Origin of the sequence: Cellulomonas jepli (assembly GCF_047229345.1) — a bacterium.
Classification (GTDB): domain Bacteria; phylum Actinomycetota; class Actinomycetes; order Actinomycetales; family Cellulomonadaceae; genus Cellulomonas_A.
Genome location: NZ_JBFTER010000021.1, coordinates 39,945 through 54,955 on the forward strand (window position 1 = coordinate 39,945; position 15,011 = coordinate 54,955).

General features: G+C 77.2%; 14 protein-coding genes and 1 pseudogene. 6 read left to right on the forward strand and 9 right to left on the reverse strand.

Annotated features, from left to right (window positions below; translation table 11 throughout):
* Positions 1-78 precede the first annotated feature (78 nt).
* Complete coding sequence (locus AB6N24_RS07320; protein WP_412868756.1) at positions 79-1,086, forward strand: SDR family NAD(P)-dependent oxidoreductase; 1,008 nt, start codon at positions 79-81, stop codon at positions 1,084-1,086.
* Between the two features lie 34 nt (positions 1,087-1,120).
* On the opposite strand, the gene AB6N24_RS07325 is transcribed toward AB6N24_RS07320, so the two are convergent.
* Positions 1,121-2,719 carry a phytoene desaturase family protein gene (locus AB6N24_RS07325; protein WP_412868757.1) on the reverse strand — a complete coding sequence of 533 codons (1,599 nt, stop codon included), beginning with the start codon at positions 2,717-2,719 and terminating at the stop codon, positions 1,121-1,123.
* 107 nt (positions 2,720-2,826) lie between these two features.
* Between AB6N24_RS07325 and AB6N24_RS07330 the strand changes: the two genes are divergently transcribed.
* On the forward strand, positions 2,827-3,384 hold the full coding sequence (locus AB6N24_RS07330) for a DUF4240 domain-containing protein (RefSeq protein WP_412868758.1): 558 nt from the start codon (positions 2,827-2,829) through the stop codon (positions 3,382-3,384).
* 67 nt (positions 3,385-3,451) lie between these two features.
* Complete coding sequence (locus tag AB6N24_RS07335; RefSeq protein ID WP_258725508.1) at positions 3,452-3,685, forward strand: DUF6480 family protein; 234 nt, start codon at positions 3,452-3,454, stop codon at positions 3,683-3,685.
* A gap of 82 nt (positions 3,686-3,767) precedes the next feature.
* Here AB6N24_RS07335 and AB6N24_RS07340 read toward each other — a convergent pair whose 3' ends face one another.
* Positions 3,768-4,766 (reverse strand): phosphotransferase enzyme family protein, encoded by a 999-nt coding sequence (locus AB6N24_RS07340; RefSeq protein WP_412868759.1) that lies wholly within the window; start codon positions 4,764-4,766, stop codon positions 3,768-3,770.
* A gap of 129 nt (positions 4,767-4,895) precedes the next feature.
* Here AB6N24_RS07340 and AB6N24_RS07345 point away from each other — a divergent pair, with 129 nt between their 5' ends.
* Positions 4,896-5,309 carry a hypothetical protein gene (locus AB6N24_RS07345; RefSeq protein ID WP_412868760.1) on the forward strand — a complete coding sequence of 138 codons (414 nt, stop codon included), beginning with the start codon at positions 4,896-4,898 and terminating at the stop codon, positions 5,307-5,309.
* 148 nt (positions 5,310-5,457) lie between these two features.
* Here the strand turns inward: AB6N24_RS07345 and AB6N24_RS07350 are convergent, their stop codons facing one another.
* The 4 genes from AB6N24_RS07350 to AB6N24_RS07365 form a co-directional block, all read right to left on the reverse strand.
* Positions 5,458-6,135: a UdgX family uracil-DNA binding protein gene (locus AB6N24_RS07350; protein WP_412868761.1), complete on the reverse strand. Its 678-nt coding sequence runs from the start codon at positions 6,133-6,135 to the stop codon at positions 5,458-5,460.
* Positions 6,132-6,431, reverse strand: a complete 300-nt coding sequence (locus AB6N24_RS07355; protein ID WP_183296238.1) for a hypothetical protein — start codon at positions 6,429-6,431, stop codon at positions 6,132-6,134. The genes AB6N24_RS07350 and AB6N24_RS07355 overlap by 4 nt, the downstream gene beginning before the upstream one ends.
* Before the next feature lie 98 nt (positions 6,432-6,529).
* Positions 6,530-7,093: a dihydrofolate reductase family protein gene (locus AB6N24_RS07360; protein WP_412868762.1), complete on the reverse strand. Its 564-nt coding sequence runs from the start codon at positions 7,091-7,093 to the stop codon at positions 6,530-6,532.
* Positions 7,090-7,638, reverse strand: a complete 549-nt coding sequence (locus tag AB6N24_RS07365) for a TetR/AcrR family transcriptional regulator (protein WP_412868763.1) — start codon at positions 7,636-7,638, stop codon at positions 7,090-7,092. Before AB6N24_RS07365 ends, AB6N24_RS07360 begins: the two co-directional genes overlap by 4 nt.
* A gap of 259 nt (positions 7,639-7,897) precedes the next feature.
* Here AB6N24_RS07365 and AB6N24_RS07370 point away from each other — a divergent pair, with 259 nt between their 5' ends.
* Complete coding sequence (locus AB6N24_RS07370; protein ID WP_412868764.1) at positions 7,898-10,702, forward strand: circularly permuted type 2 ATP-grasp protein; 2,805 nt, start codon at positions 7,898-7,900, stop codon at positions 10,700-10,702.
* Positions 10,699-11,754: a transglutaminase family protein gene (locus AB6N24_RS07375; RefSeq protein WP_412868765.1), complete on the forward strand. Its 1,056-nt coding sequence runs from the start codon at positions 10,699-10,701 to the stop codon at positions 11,752-11,754. Before AB6N24_RS07370 ends, AB6N24_RS07375 begins: the two co-directional genes overlap by 4 nt.
* Before the next feature lie 191 nt (positions 11,755-11,945).
* On the opposite strand, the gene AB6N24_RS07380 is transcribed toward AB6N24_RS07375, so the two are convergent.
* The 3 genes and pseudogenes from AB6N24_RS07380 to AB6N24_RS07390 form a co-directional block, all read right to left on the reverse strand.
* On the reverse strand, positions 11,946-12,896 hold the full coding sequence (locus tag AB6N24_RS07380) for a hypothetical protein (RefSeq protein WP_412868766.1): 951 nt from the start codon (positions 12,894-12,896) through the stop codon (positions 11,946-11,948).
* Between the two features lie 293 nt (positions 12,897-13,189).
* On the reverse strand, positions 13,190-13,714 hold the full coding sequence (locus AB6N24_RS07385; protein ID WP_412868767.1) for a DinB family protein: 525 nt from the start codon (positions 13,712-13,714) through the stop codon (positions 13,190-13,192).
* Between the two features lie 646 nt (positions 13,715-14,360).
* Positions 14,361-15,011, reverse strand: a pseudogene (locus AB6N24_RS07390) (transcriptional regulator); the annotation flags it as partial.

The following is a 15,011-nucleotide window of genomic DNA, read 5'->3' on the forward strand; positions in this document are numbered from 1 at the left end:
CCCGCACGCCAGGACCGCACGACCACCCCCGCCGCCGCGCGCACGAGCGCGGCCACCCCCGTCCCCGGAGGCGCACGCATGGCACGAGGCACCGCGAGCAGCAGGGTCGTCGTCGTCCTCGGCGCGTCGAGCGGCATCGGCCGGGCGACGGCCCACGCGCTCGCCCGGCGCGGGGACACCCTCGTGCTCGCGTCGCGGTCGGCCGACGCGCTCGCGGACGTCGAGCGTGAGTGCCTGGCCCTCGTGCCGGGCTCGAGGAGGCATCCGCACGAGGCCGCCGCGGGCGGGCCGCCGGTGCTCGTCGTCCCGACCGACGTGAGCGTGCGCGACTCCGTCGACCGGCTCTTCGAGCGCGCGGTCGAGCGGTACGGGCGGGTCGACGCCGTCGTGCACGCACCCGCGGTCGTCGGGTACGGGCGCTTCGAGGACATCCCCGCCGAGGTGTTCGACCAGGTCATCGCCGTGAACCTGCTCGGCACCGCCAACGTCGCGCGCGTCGCGCTGCGGCTGTTCCAGCGGCAGGGCGGCGGGCACCTCGTGCTCGTCGGCTCCCTGCTCGGCAAGATCGCGACGCCGTGGATGAGCCCGTACGTGACGAGCAAGTGGGCGGTGCACGGGCTCGCGCGCACGATCCAGGTCGAGGCCCGCGAGACCCCGGGCGTCGACGTCTCGCTCGTCAGCCCCGGCGGGGTCGACACGCCCATCTACGCGCAGGCCGCGAGCTACGTGCGCCGCGAGGGGCGTCCGCCGCCGCCCGTGGACCGGCCCGAGACCCTCGCGCGGGCGATCGTGAAGACGCTCGACAAGCCCGCACGCGAGCGCTCGGTCGGGCTCGCCAACGCGACGTGGACCGCGGGGTTCCGGTTCCTGCCCGGGGTCTACGACGTGCTCGTCGGACCCGGGATGTCGCGGCTCGGCCTGTCGACGACGGCTCGTGAGCCCGGTGCCGGGAACGTCTTCGCTCCCCTGCCCGACGGCGAGGACGTCACCGGGAAGTGGGGGCGGCACTGGCTGCGCGGGGTCGGCCTCGTGGCGGTCGCCGCCGGGGCCGTGGGCGTCCGGCGGGTGCTCGCCGCCCGGCACTGACACGCCCCGGGCCGGGCCGCCGCCGACCCGTCCGTCAGCGCTCGTGCAGCACGCGCGCCCACACCGTCCGCGTGAGCAGACGTCGCACCTTGCCGGTCCGGCTCGCCGCCCCGAGCGCCGCGCGGGCCGCGTTCCAGCCCGGCGCGCCGTGCACGCCGCCGCCCGGGTGCGCCGAGGCGCTCGCGAGGAACAGGCCGTCGACGGGCGTCTCGGGGCGCCCGAGGCCGGGGGTCGGGCGGAAGAAGAGCTGCTGGTGCACGGCGGACGTCCCGCCGTTGACCGCGCCCCCGACGAGGCTCTCGTTCGCGGCCTCCAGGTCGGCCGGGGACTGCACGTGCCGCGCGAGCACCGCGTCGCGGAACCCCGGGGCGACGCGCTCGACGGCGGCCTCGACGCGCTCGACCTCCGCGGCGACCTCGTCGGGCGTCCACCGCACGCCGTGCGGCACGTGCGTGTACGCCCACGCCGACTCGGTGCCCGCCGGGGAGCGTGTCGGGTCCGAGGTGGTCATCTGCCCGAACAGCAGGAACGGCCGCTCGGGGATGCGCCCGGTCGACAGGTCCGCGGCCATGTCGACGAACCCGTCGGAGTCGACCCCGAGGTGCACCGTGCCGGCGCCGCGCGCGCCCGGCGCGGTCCACGGGATCGGGCGGTCGACGGCCCAGTTGACCTTGAACGTCGGGTGGTCCCACTGGAAGCGGTCGAGGTCCCGGCGCATGCGGGGCGGCAGGTGGCGCAGCCCGACGAGGTCCCGGTAGAGCGCCGGCGCCGTGACGTCCGCGACGACGGCGTGCCGGGCCCGGACGACCGAGCCGTCGTGCGTGCGGACCCCGACGGCCCGGCCGCCCGAGACGTCGATGCTCGCGACCCGCTCCCCGGTCTCGATGTGGCCGCCGCCCGCGACGACCCGCGCCGCGAGCGCGTCCGCGAGCGCCCCGGCGCCGCCCTCGGGCACCGGGAAGCCGACGTCCTGGCCGAGCATCGCGAGCAGGTAGCCGAACACCCCGCTCCCCGCGGCGTCCGGCGGCACGTCGGAGTGCATCGCGTTGCCGGTGAGCAGCAGGCGCCCGCCCTCGCCGCGGAAGTGCTCGGACCCGAGCCGCCGCACGGGCAGCACCGCGAGCCGGGCGAGGTCGATTCCGCCGGCGACGCCGACCCGGCGCAGCAGCCGCGCGACCGAGACCACGGGCGGGAACGGCGTGAACAGCGCGTCGAGCAGCGGGTCCCGGATCGTGCGCCACGACTCGACCATGCGCAGCCACGCGTCGCCGTCCCCCGGCGCGAACTCCTCGAGCCCCGCGGCCGTGTCCTGCGCCCCGTGCCGCAGCACCGCGGCGCGGCCGTCGTCGAGCGCGTGCGCCAGGACGTCCGGCGCCTTGACCCAGCGCAGCCCGTGGTCCTCGAGGTGCAGGCCGCGGATCAGCGGGGACCCGGCCGCGAGCGGGTAGAAGGCGCTGAACAGGTCGGTCCGGAACCCGGGCGCCGTGACCTCGGCGGTCCGCACCGCCCCGCCCACGGAGTCCTGCGCCTCGAGCACGAGCACGTCCCACCCCGCGTCGACCAGGGCGTTCGCGGCCACGAGCCCGTTCGGCCCGGCCCCGATGACGACGGCGTCCACCGTGCGTGCGATCACGCGTCCTCCTGGGTGTCGTGGGTGCGTCCACGCTCGCACCCGGCCCGGGGCGGGGCAACCGGCCGGGTGTCTCGCGCGTGTCGGCGCGACCTGCCACGATGCGGCGCATGGACACCGAGGCGTACTGGCAGCTCGTCGACGAGGCACGCACGCGCGCGCGGAGGGGCACGGGCCCGGACGCGACGCCCGACGCCGACGACGTCGCGGACTCCCTGCGCGCCGTGCTCGTCGAGCGCGGGGTCGAGGTCGCGCGCGAGGCGGACGCCGCGTATGACGACCTCGTCGCGACCGTGCACGGCCCGCGGCTGTGGGGCGCGGCGTACCTGATCAACGGCGGCAGCTCGGACGACGGGTTCGACTACTTCCTCGGCTGGCTCGTCGCGCAGGGCCGCGAGGTGTTCGAGCGCGCGGCGCAGGACCCGGACTCGCTCGCGGACGTGGTCGACGAGGACACCGAGGCCGAGTGCGAGGACATGCTCGCCGCCGCCTGGGACGCGTACGAGGAGCTCACGGGCGAGGAGTTCCCCGAGGACGACGAGCCCGACGAGGACGCCGACGACGGGGCGGACGACGAGCCCGCCGACGAGCCCTTCTGGGACTTCGACGACGACGCCGAGATGCGCACCCGCTACCCGCGGCTCGCGGCGATGTTCCTGGAGGACTGAGCAGGACCGGAGGCGCGTCGACCCCGGCCCCGGTTGCAGCCCCCGGCCCCGCGGTTAGCGTGGACGGATGACTGCCAAGCCGACCGACCCGGACCCCGAGAACACGCCCGGCCTCGAACCCGGCGGCGGCGTGATGCCCGGCGACACCCCGCCCGGCGAGGCGAGCACGTCCGGCGTCTCGCACCAGGAGCCCGGGCTGCCGTCGGGTCGCAGCCAGAAGCTCGTCTACGGCGTGATCCTCGGGTTCGCGGCGCTCGTCGTCGTGATGCTCGTCGGTTACGCGGTCGGCATCGGCCGCTGAGGCGCGGCGCGGGTGAGCCCGGGGGCGCAGCCTCGGTCGGGGCGCACGGCGCGGCACCGGCGCGGCGGCAGGTGACCGTGGGTCACGCCGTCCGGGCGCCGAGCAGCTCGCTGCGGTGGCGGGCGGCGAGAGTCGCGAGATCGCGTCGGAGCTCCGGCAGCACCGCCTCGTCGAGCGGCTCGGCCCCCGTGAGCGCGGTCCGCACCTCGGCGAGGCCGACCGCGGCGTGCGCGCGCGCGAACAGCGGCAGCAGCGGCAGGTCCGCCTCGAGCGCGGGACGCACGCGCAGGTAGCCGTCGACGACGGCGTCGAGGAGCGGTGCCGTCCCCGGTCGTGGGCGGCCGCGCTCGACGAGGTCCCGCACGGCGTGCGCGAGGTCGGCGGCATACCAGGACCACGCGGCCTCGTCGTAGTCGAACGACGTCGGCACGTCGCCCTCCCAGGCGAGGTTGTCGAGCTCGAGGTCGCCGTGCACCAGGCCGTACCCTCCGCCGGCCCGCGGCAGCGCGGCGAGCTCCGCCCGGACGGCGCCCGCGGCCGCGACGGCCACCCGGTCGGTGCCCAGTGCCGTGACGGCGTGGTCCACCTGCTCGAGCAACGACGGGAGCCCCGCAGCGGCGGACGCGTCCGCCGCTGCGGCGTGCAGGGCGGCGAGGGCACTACCCCACGCGCGGGCGCGCTCCAGGGTCAGCCCGGCGAGGTCGACCGGCTCCCCGGGCGCAGCAGCCACGCAGGTCACGAGCATCGCGCCGAGCGCCGTGTCGACGGCCTCGACGAGCGCCCCGCGGGTCGAGGGCAGCGGCACGGCCGCACGCACGCCGCGCCCGGCCACGACGGTCGTCAGCTGGGCGATCGTCCGCACACGCTCCACGGACGTCCGCTCCGCGGGCGTGAGGCGCAGGTACGCACGGGCGGTGGTCGGGGTGCCGGGCAGGACGAACACGTGGCTCGCGCTCGACCGCCACCACCGCGCGGCCCGCGGCGGGTGACCCCACGCGGCGGCAGCGGTGTCGGCCACGGGCGAGCACCACTCCGCGTCGACCGTCTCGGACAGGGCGTGGATCTCGCGGAGCGGCAGCATCCCGGGCAGTGTGCCCGGCCGGGTGCACGCCCGACGACGGCATTTCCCCGCTGCTCCCTGCGCTGGCAGCCGGCGCCGACCTGCGCCAGGGTCGTCCCACGGGGACGGCACGGCAGGACGGGGTGCGGCATGAGCGAGGCCAGCTGGCCGGTGGTCGTCATCGGGGTGGTGCTCTCCGTCGTCGCGATCGGGACGCGGTGGCTGGTCCAACGGAGCGCCGAGCAGGACCGGGCGTGGCGGCCCGGTGAGGAGCCGCCGGGGCGGCGCGTCAGCGACATGACCGCCTTCGGGAAGGCGTGCCTCGGGGTCCTCGTCGTCGCGGTCGGCGGCATGGCGTTCACGCGGCACCTCGACACCGACGGCTTCTGGTGGTGCGGGCTCGCGGCCGTGGTGACCGGGGCCGCCGTGGGGCTCTCCGAGCGACGCCGCCTGCGCCGGCTCGGGCTGTCGCTCGTGCCGACCGAGGCCGAGCGGCGCGCGGCGCGGGCTCAGCGGGACGAGCGGGAGGCCGAGCAGCGGGGGACCGGGGCGGCGCACCCGTAGCCGTCGCGCCGCGAGAGTCGGACGATCCCGAGCGCGCTGCGCCATTCCTCAGGCACGAACGCGTCGCCGACGAGACGCGACCCGGCCCGGCCCGGCCCACCGAGCATCGGGCAGCCCCCAGGCCGGGCCCCCGGCGCCGGGCGGTCGCTCAGCGCGCCCCTGTGACCGCCTCGGCGGCGACCCGCAGGTCCGCCACGAGTGCGGCGAACGCCTCGTCCCACCCCTCGCGCCCGCGCAGCCGGAGCACGGCCGACGGGTGCGTCGTGACGAGCACGCGCGGTGGCGCGTCCGGCGGCCCGACGACGGGCACCGCGTCGAGCACGCGCCCCCGCACCCCGGACACCGCGACGTCCTCGCCGAGGACCGAGCGGGCCGCGGTCGCGCCGAGGCACACCACGACCTCGGGCCGGACGGCGGCGAGCTCGGCGGTCAGCCACGGCCGGCACGCGTCGACGTGCGGGACGCCCGGCTTCTTGTGCAGGCGACGGGTGCCGCGCTCGGGCACGGTGAACCGGAAGTGCTTGACCGCGTTCGTCACGTAGACGTCGGCCCGGTCGATGCCGGCGGCGGCGAGCGCGTCGTCGAGCACCCGGCCCGCGGGCCCGACGAACGGCTCGCCCGCGCGGTCCTCCTGGTCGCCGGGCTGCTCCCCGACGAGCACGAGCCGCGCCCGGGGCCCGCCGGCCGAGACGACGACCTGCGTGGCGTCGGCCCACAGCTCGCACCCACGGCAGCCCGGCGCCGCGTCGCGCAGCGCGTCGACGTCCGCGTCGGGCGGGACCCAGTGCTCGGCCCCGGGCCGCTCGGGCCCCTTCGCCGCGTTCACGGCCGCGGGTTCACGCGGGTCCAGGGGCGCTCGTCGCGACGCGCCCCCATGCCCGCCGCGCACCGCGGGCACACGCGCGCGACCTCGTCGGCGTCGCGCCCGGTCGCGGGCTGCACGTCCGCCCAGGTGACGTGGGAGAAGCGCCCGAGCGCGGAACGGTGCAGCGGGAGCCCGCACACGGTCTGGTTGGTCCCGCGCTCCCAGGCGTGCACCTCGCCCGCCGGCAGCCGGACGCCGTCGGGGTCGGTCCAGCTGCTCGACGCGGCCACGGCCGCGTTCTTGAGGGTCTTGGGCACCGGACCTCCTCGTGACGGTGCGACGCCGGTCCGCCGCTCCGTCCCAGGATGCGACGGCGGTCCCGGCCGCGCACGAGGACGCCCGCCGTGCGCCCCCGCTAGCGCCCGGTGACCGCGTAGGTGACGCGGACGAGGCCGTCCTCGGCCGTCGCGTGGCTCCCCTGGAGCGTGAGCAGGACGTCGTGGTCGAGCTCCCCGAAGAGTCGCGCCCCGCGCCCGAGCAGGACCGGCGCGATCGCGACCGTGAGCTCGTCGACGAGCCCCGCCGAGAGGAACGACTGCACGGTGCGCCCGCCGTCGACGTACACGCGGGTGGCGCCGAGCCCGGCCAGCAGCTCCCGGGTCTCGTCGAGCGACCGTGCGACGCGCACGCGGTCGTCGTCGGCGGAGAGCGTCGTGCTGAGGACGACGACGTCCTTGCCGCCGTAGGGCCACTCGTCGAAGCCGACGGCCGTCTCGTAGGTCGCGCGGCCCATCACGAGCGCGTCGATGCCCGGGTAGAACGTCTCCCACACGAGCGCCGGCCGGTCGGCGGCGCCGGCGACGTGCTCGCGCGGGGCGGGGTCGGTGAGCCAGGCGAGGTCGCCGTCGGGCTTGGCGATGTAGCCGTCGAGGCTGACGCCGATGAAGACGCAGCCGGTCCAGGCACGGTCGGTGGTCATGTCCAGGTCTCCAGGAGGGTGTCGAGGATGCGGTCGGGTGGGGTCGGCTCGAGCGAGACGGCCCGGCGGTACAGGGCCCCGTGCAGGGAGTCGAGCAGCGTGAGCGCCGCCGCGTGCACGTCGACCCGCGGGGCGAGCGGGACGGCGCCGAGGAGGAGCTCGAGGTAGCGCAGCTGCTTCTGCCAGCCCTCGCGGAGCAGCTCGGCGGAGGCCGGGGACCAGAGGTCGCCCATGAGCTCGCCCAGCGCGAAGACCGCCGCGGACGGCGAGGGGGCGTCGAAGTTCTCCTGGACGTAGGCGCGGAGCTCGTCGACCGGCCGGCCGCTGCCGCGGGGGCCGTCCGGCACGAGCGCGATCCAGCGACGCGCGAGCGCGAGCAGGAGCTGCTCCTTCGAGCCGAAGCGCCGGACGAGGCCCGCGGCGCTCATGCCGACGTGGGGTGCGACGTCCTGCAGGCCCCACGGCTTGTGCTCCGCGCGCTGGGACACCACGGCGTCGATCCGGTCGAGCAACTCCTCGTCGGAGACAGTCCTGGGGCGGTTCACGGAGTTAGTGAACCATGGTTCACTAACTCCGCGCCACCTCGGCTCGACCGGCCCGATGTCGCGGCGGCGACTCCGCGACAGCCCCGCGGACCCGTCCTCGCTCCTGGCCGCCGAGGCCCGGACCCGGCCCCCGGGGCGCCATGGGCACCTCCGGCGCGCTCGGCGGGTGACCCGACCCACCGTGCGCCGCGCGCCCGGGACATGATGGGGTAGCCCCTCGACCGTCGAGGCGCGCCCACGCACCGGGAGGCAGCAGCGCATGACCGACCTGCTGTCGTCCGTGCGCGCGCCCGCGCCCGGGTCGCCCGACCGGCCCGACGACGCCCGCAGCCCCGACTGGTCGTGGCTGCCCGACACCGCGGACGCCCCGACCGGGTCGGACCTCGCCCGGTACCGCGACGCGACGGACCGCCTGCTCGCCGACCACGGCGTGACCTACGGCGGCACTCCCCCGGTGCGCGCGGACGGCGGCACGGCGCCGGCACCCTCCGGGGAGCCCGACGCGGCCGACGCCGAGCCGCAGAGCTGGCGGCTCGACCCGGTCCCCGTGATCGTCGACGAGCAGGAGTGGTCGGCCCTCGACCGTGCGCTCGTGCAGCGCACCGAGCTCCTCGACGCCGTCCTGCAGGACGTCTACGGCCCCCGGCGGCTGCTGGGCGACGCGCTCCTGCCGCCCGAGCTCGTGCTCGCGCACCCCGGCTACCTGCGCGCGGTGCACGGGCTGCGCCTGCCCGGGCCGCACGAGCTCGTGCTCACCGCGACCGACGTCACGCGCGACGCGTCGGGCTCCTGGACCGTCGTCGCCGACCGGACGCAGGCGCCGTCGGGCGCCGGCTACGCGATGGAGGACCGCCGCGTCGTCGCCCAGGTGCTCGCAGGGGTCTACCGGCAGGCGTCGATCCAGCGCATCGGCCCGTTCTTCCACGCGCTGCGGCTCGCCCTCGCGCAGGTCGCGCCGCCCGGCACCGAGTCGCCCCGGATCGTGCTGCTCACCGCGGGGCCGCAGAGCGAGACCGCGTTCGACCAGGCGTACCTGTCCTCGATGCTCGGGCTCCCGCTCGTCGAGGGCAGCGACCTCGTCGTGCGGGAGGGGCGGGTCTGGATGCGCGGGCTCGACGAGCTCGAGCCGGTCGACGTGGTCCTGCGCCGCGTCGACGCCGACTTCTGCGACCCGCTCGAGCTGCGGTCCGACTCGCGGCTCGGCGTCCCCGGGCTCGTGCGCGCGCTCCGGGCGGGGACGGTCAGCGTGGTGAACCCGCTCGGCAGCTCGGTGCTCGAGAACCCCGCGCTGCACGCCTACCTGCCGCGGCTCGCGCGCACCGTGCTCGGCGCCGACCTCGCGCTGCAGGCCCCGGAGACGTTCTGGTGCGGTGACCCGGCCGCGCTCCGGCACGTCCTCGCGCACCTCGACGAGCTCGTGCTCGCCCCGACGTACCGCGGGCTGCGCTCGGGCGCCGTGCACGGCTGGACGCTGAGCGCGCGCGAGCGCGAGGAGCTCGGGGCGCGGATCGCCGCCGACCCGCTCTCGTGGGTCGGCCAGGAGCCCGTCGCGGGCGTCCCCGTGCCCGGGCGGGCCGCGGCCGACGCCCCGGGCCCGACGGCCGCGGTGCTCCGCACGTTCGCGGTCGCGCGGCGCGGCTCGTACCAGGTCATGAGCGGCGGGCTCGCGCGCGTCTTCCTCGACGACGCCGACGAGGACCCGGCCAGGGACGACGCCCGTCCGGGCACCCGCCCCGGCGCCGGCCCGCGCGCGTTCGCCAAGGACGTGTGGGTCCTGTCCTCCGAGCCCGACGCGGTGCGCGACCCCTGGGTGCACGCCGAGCAGCCCGCCCAGCGCGTCCTCACCGGCATCTCCCCGCGCACCGCGGAGAACATGTTCTGGATGGGCCGCTACGCCGAGCGGGCGGGCGACGAGGTGCGGGTGCTCCGCGCGGTCGTCGACCGCTGGGACGACTACCACCGCTCCCCGCGCTCGGCGGGCGGCCGCGCGCTCGCCGCGCTGCTCGCGGCCGTCGGTGCGGACGAGCCCGCGTCGTGGGGCACGGACGGGACGGGGACGGACCTGCGCGCGCTGCTGCTCGACCGCGCGCGGCCCGGGTCGGTCGCGAGCGCCGTCCGCCGGCTCGCGGAGGCGTCCGCCGCGGTCCGCGACCAGCTCTCGAACGACACGTGGCTCCCGCTCGCGAGCCTCGACCGGGCGCTGGCGGACGAGCGCCGGCTCGTCACGGCCCGCGACCGGCTCGACGACGCGCGCTCCGCCGGGACCGCCTCCGGCCGGCGCACCGGCCCGGCCGAGACGGTCGGGATGCGCCCCGTGCTCGACCGCCTGCTCGAGGCGCTGCTCGCGGTCGCCGGGATCGGCGCCGAGAGCATGGTGCGCGACCTCGGCTGGCGGTTCCTCGACGGCGGCCGGCGGCTCGAGCGGGCGCAGTTCCTCGTCGACACGCTCGCCGCGACGCTCACCACGCAGCGCTCCGAGGACGTCGACTCGCTTGTGCTCGAGTCGCTGCTCATCCAGCACGAGTCGGTCATCACGTACCGGCGCCGCAACCAGGCCGGCGCGACGGTCGCGACGGTGCTCGACCTGCTGCTGCTCGACCGCACGAACCCCCGCTCGCTCGGCTACCAGCTCGACCGGCTCCGCGAGGACCTCGCGGGCGTCCCGGTGCCGGTCGGCCCGGCGGGGCACGTCCGCTCCCCCGAGACGCGCGACCGCCTGCTGCAGGACCTCGCGGACCTGCTCACCGAGCTCGACACCGCGACGGTCGCGGCGGCCGTCTCCGAGGAGGGGCACCGCGACCGCCTGGCGGAGGTGCTCGACTCGATGCGCTGGCGCCTGCGCGCGGTCGGCGACGAGATCGCCCGCGTGCACTTCGTGCACCCGGCGCCGAGCCGGTCGCTCGACGACGCGTGGGGCGCGGAGAACGCGCACGCGGACGACGCGGACGGTGAGCCGGACGCGGGGGTGCGCGGCGGCGGGACCCGGTCCGGCGGCGCGGGGTCCGACGAGGCGCTGGAGGCGGGCGCACCGCGGCCGTCCGGCGACGCCGGGGAGGGCGCATGACCGCCACGGGCACGCCCGCGACCGGGCGCACCTACGACCTGGTGCACCGCACGACGTACGCCTACGACCACCCGGTGACCACGTCGTACGGCCGCACCGTCCTCACGCCGCGGGACCTGCCCGACCAGCAGTGCCACACCTCGACGCTCGACATCCAGCCCCCGCCCGCGGACACCGCCGCGCACGTCGACTACTTCGGGAACCGGTCGACGTACTTCGCGGTCACCGACGAGCACCGGCGGCTCGTCGTGACGTCGCGCTCGACCGTGACGGTCGCGCGCGAGGCGGCGACCGTCGCGGGGCTGCCCGTCGTCGCGTGGGAGGACGTCGCCGACGCCGTGCGGACCGGGCGCGGGCTCGACGGCGCCGCGCGGCCCGACGACGAGGTCTGGGACGGCGTGGTGCACGACGACGTCGCCGACCTCCCGGACGAGCCGGACGCGCCGGACGACCCCGTCGACCCGAGCGCCGCGGCGACCGACGGCATCGGGCTCGTGGCCCTGCGGGAGGCGCTGCTCCCGTCCCGGCACGTGGCGCTGACCGACGAGGTGCGGGCGTGGGCGGCGCCGTCGTTCACGCCCGGGCGCGGCGTCGCCGAGCTCCTCGCCGACCTCGCGCACCGCATCCGCACCGAGCTGACCTACCGCTCCGGCTCGACGACCGTCGGCACGACACAGGCCCAGCTCCTCGCGCAGCGCACCGGGGTGTGCCAGGACTTCGCGCACCTCATGGTCGCCGCGCTGCGCCTGCACGGGCTGCCCGCGCGGTACGCGAGCGGCTACCTCGAGACGATGCCGGCGCCCGGCCGGGAGAAGCTCCGCGGCGCCGACGCCTCGCACGCGTGGGTCTCCGCGTGGGTCCCGGGGGCCGGCTGGGTCGAGGTCGACCCCACCAACGACAAGTTCATCGACGACCGCTACGTCGTGCTCGGCTGGGGACGCGACTACGCCGACGTCCCGCCGCTGCGCGGGGTCATCTTCACCGAGGGGTCCGGGTCACGGCTCACGGTCTCCGTCGACCTGGTCCCGGCGGGCTCTCCTCCGCTCCCGTGACGCCGCGGACCCCGCGCGGGACCGCGCCCCGGGTCGTCCGGACGACCGCCGGGGGCCGTATCGGATCGGGCACCGCACGCTCAAGGGGCAAATCGGGTGGCTTGCGGTCCACAGTCTTGTCCACAGGCTGAGGAGCGCGATCACGCGTCGACCACAGCCCTGTGGACAACATCTGTGGACGACGCGCGGGGTCAGCGCGACGTGCTCGCTGCCCGGGCCGTGAGCTCCGCGTCGTCGACGAGGTACCCGTCGCTGTCGACCACCGCGCCGCCCGCCGCCCGCGCGAGCGCCGCCACCGCGCGGGCCACGTACGGCGCGATCCGCGCGCGGGCGATCGCGTGCAGCGGCGTCACCGAGTCGCCGCGGTACTCGGCCTCCTCGGGCGGCAGCCACGAGACCCGGTAGGCGAACGGCCCGTACTCGCGCCAGTCGAGCGCGGTCAGCACGACGGGCACCTCGCTGGACCGCGCGAAGCGCAGCCGCACCTCGCCGTCGTAGGAGTACGTCGCCACGAGCTCGTACGGGGCCGGCGCCGTCGCCGAGCCCGGGCCGTCGTCCCCGCGCGAGTCGCCCGGCTGCGGGGGCAGCCCGGCGCTCACGACGACCCGCGAGCCGCTCAGCAGGGGCCGCACGAGCGGGACGGCGGCCTCCGGGGCGAGCGCGACCGCCGACCACAGGGTCAGGTCCACGCTCGACCGCGGGTCCGGGACCACGGGGTGCGTGCGGTCGGCGGGCAGGATCGCGCCCGCCGAGCGCCGCGCGGCCGCGCTCATCCACGCGAGCACCCCGGGGTCCGTGACCGGCCGGGAGGGGTCGTCGCCCGGCACGACCGCGTACAGGTCGTAGCTCCGCGCAGGCAGCCCGAGCGCGTGCGCCGCGTCGGCGGCGAGCGGGTAGGGCCCCCGCGCGGACACCTCCCAGGTGAGCCGGAGCTCGCCCGGCTGCGGCTCGGGGTCGGCGACCATCCCGCGGAAGCGGGCGCCCGACATCGGCCGTGCGCGGGACCGCGCCTGCGACGCCGTGACGGGGGCGGTGAGCCAGTCCGCCTGCGCGAACCAGGCCGCCGCGAGGGTCAGCAGGTCGGTCGTGTCGGGGACGGCGAGGACGTGGTGGCCGTCCACAGCGAGCGGCAGCGTGCTCATGGCCGCGGACGGTAGCGGCCCCATGCTGCCGTCATGTTTCCCGCGAGTGAGAGGTCCGGCGGGTCCGGCCGGACTCGCCGCCGTTCTCACGCAGGTCTCACCGCACGGCCCGACCGGGGGCACCCGCTCGCTTGCACGGGGCCGCCTGTCCACAGGCTGCGTCCACAGGGAGGTCCACAGGGTGAGGCACAACCCGCATCCTGTGCACACGGGTGTGGATACAGCTTGTGGGCAGAAACGGACACGCGGCGCCGCACCCGTCCGGTGCGACGCCGCGTGCGTGAGCGACAGGGTCAGGCGTGCACGTCGTGCAGGTGGTGCACGACGTCGTGCAGGTAGTACGCACCGAGCGTCCGGGCGGTGAACGCCGACCCGTTCGAGCGCCGGCCGGGCCGCTCCCACGCGTCGTCGGGGACGCCCGCGAAGCGCTCCGCCGCCTCCTCCGCGGCCCGCGCGAGCTCGACGGCGACGACCGCCGGGTCCTGCAGGTCGTAGCGCTCCTCGACCGCGGTGGCGTCCTGGTCCCAGTCGGGGAACTGCGGGTCGTCCTCCTCGAGGATCAGCCGCAGCCGCTCACCGAAGATGCGGTGCACGTCCCGCGTGTGCGCGCCGTACTCGAGCACCGACCACGTCGACGCGTCGGGGCGCTCGCGGGCGTCGGTCCGTGCGAGGGCCTCGGTCCAGCGGGGGACGGACGCGCGCAGCGCCGCGGGGATCGCGGCCGGGTCGACGTCGGAGGCGAGGAAGCCGCACTCCGGGCACGCGCGGTCGAGGACCCAGGTCCAGTCCTTGGTGTCGGGCTCGAGGGGAGTCGTCATGCGACGCACGGTAGCGACCGGGCGCGCGCGGCCGCTCGTGCATCCGCGGGGTCGGCGCGCGGTGCGCGGACGTTGTCCGGATCTTGTCGCCGGGCGCGGGGCGGAGGGTCCCGGCGCGGGGCGGAGGGTCTCCGCGCGGGGCGGAGGGGTCTCGGCGCGGGGCGGACGGTCTCGGCGTGGTGCACGCCGCCAGGGCGCGGGCGGCGGATCCGTACCGGATCGCCCGGGGGAGGCCGGCGCCGTCGTCCACGGGCCGCGAGCACGAGATCGGGGCCGGTCGGCCGGCGGGACGGGACCGGCGCCGTCGTCCGCCGGGGTGGAGCCCCCCATGGCTCCACCCCGGCGCACGACCCCCTGCTCGGTCCCCCGTGCCAGGTCTGGCCTCCCGGGCTGGTCCGCACCACGCCCCTCCCGCGGTGCGACCCCTTCCGGGAGTGCGCTCACCGTAGGGAGCGCGACGTTGCAGGGGCGTTGCAGCCGTCCACACTGTGGGTGGGTCAGTCGCAGAGCTGTGGGTGGCTCGGTCGCAGCGCGGTGGACGGGTCGGTCGCAGAGCGGTGGGTGGCTCGGTCAGGAGCTGTGCACGGGTCGGTCGGGAGGCGGTACCCGCACGGTCCTCGGTGGCCGGGCGAGCCCGCCGGGCCGGTCAGCGCCCCGGGCGCCGCACGCCGTGCCCGAAGGACCGGCCGAGCCGCTCGAGCCGCCCGCGCGCCCGCACCCACGGCGGCGACCCGGTGGTGCACAACGACATGAGGTGCTGCCACGCGTGCCAGTCCTCGGTGCCCTCGTCGGTCGCGACCCAGCGCTCGACGGCGACGGCGTCGCTGCTCGCGAGGACCGCCGAGCGCAGCTCCGCGCACAGCTCGTCGCGCAGCTGCTCGACGCCCGGCGCCACCGACCGCGGCAGCACCGGCCCCGCGTACTGCGCGAGGGCACCCAGCAGGTCACCGCGGGCGAGCGCGCGCCGGACGTCGTGCACGTCGGTCGTCACCGGGGCGGCCAGCCGGTAGGGCCGCGACGGCCCGAGCAGCGGACCGACGACGCGGCGCAGGCGCGAGATCTCGGCGCGCACGGTCACGTCGCTCAGGTCGCCGGGGTGCAGCAGGACCGCGAGCTCGTCGACCGAGAGCCCGCGCGGGTGCGTCGCGAGCAGCAGGAGCATCTCGGCGTGCCGCAGGCTCAGCTGGTGCCCGCCGTCGGGCGCCCGGTGGCCGCCTCGCCCGGACGCCCGCTCGCCGGCCCCGTCGAGGCGCACGGCACCGCCCTCCGCGCCGGCCCCGAGCACGGTCGCCTCGAC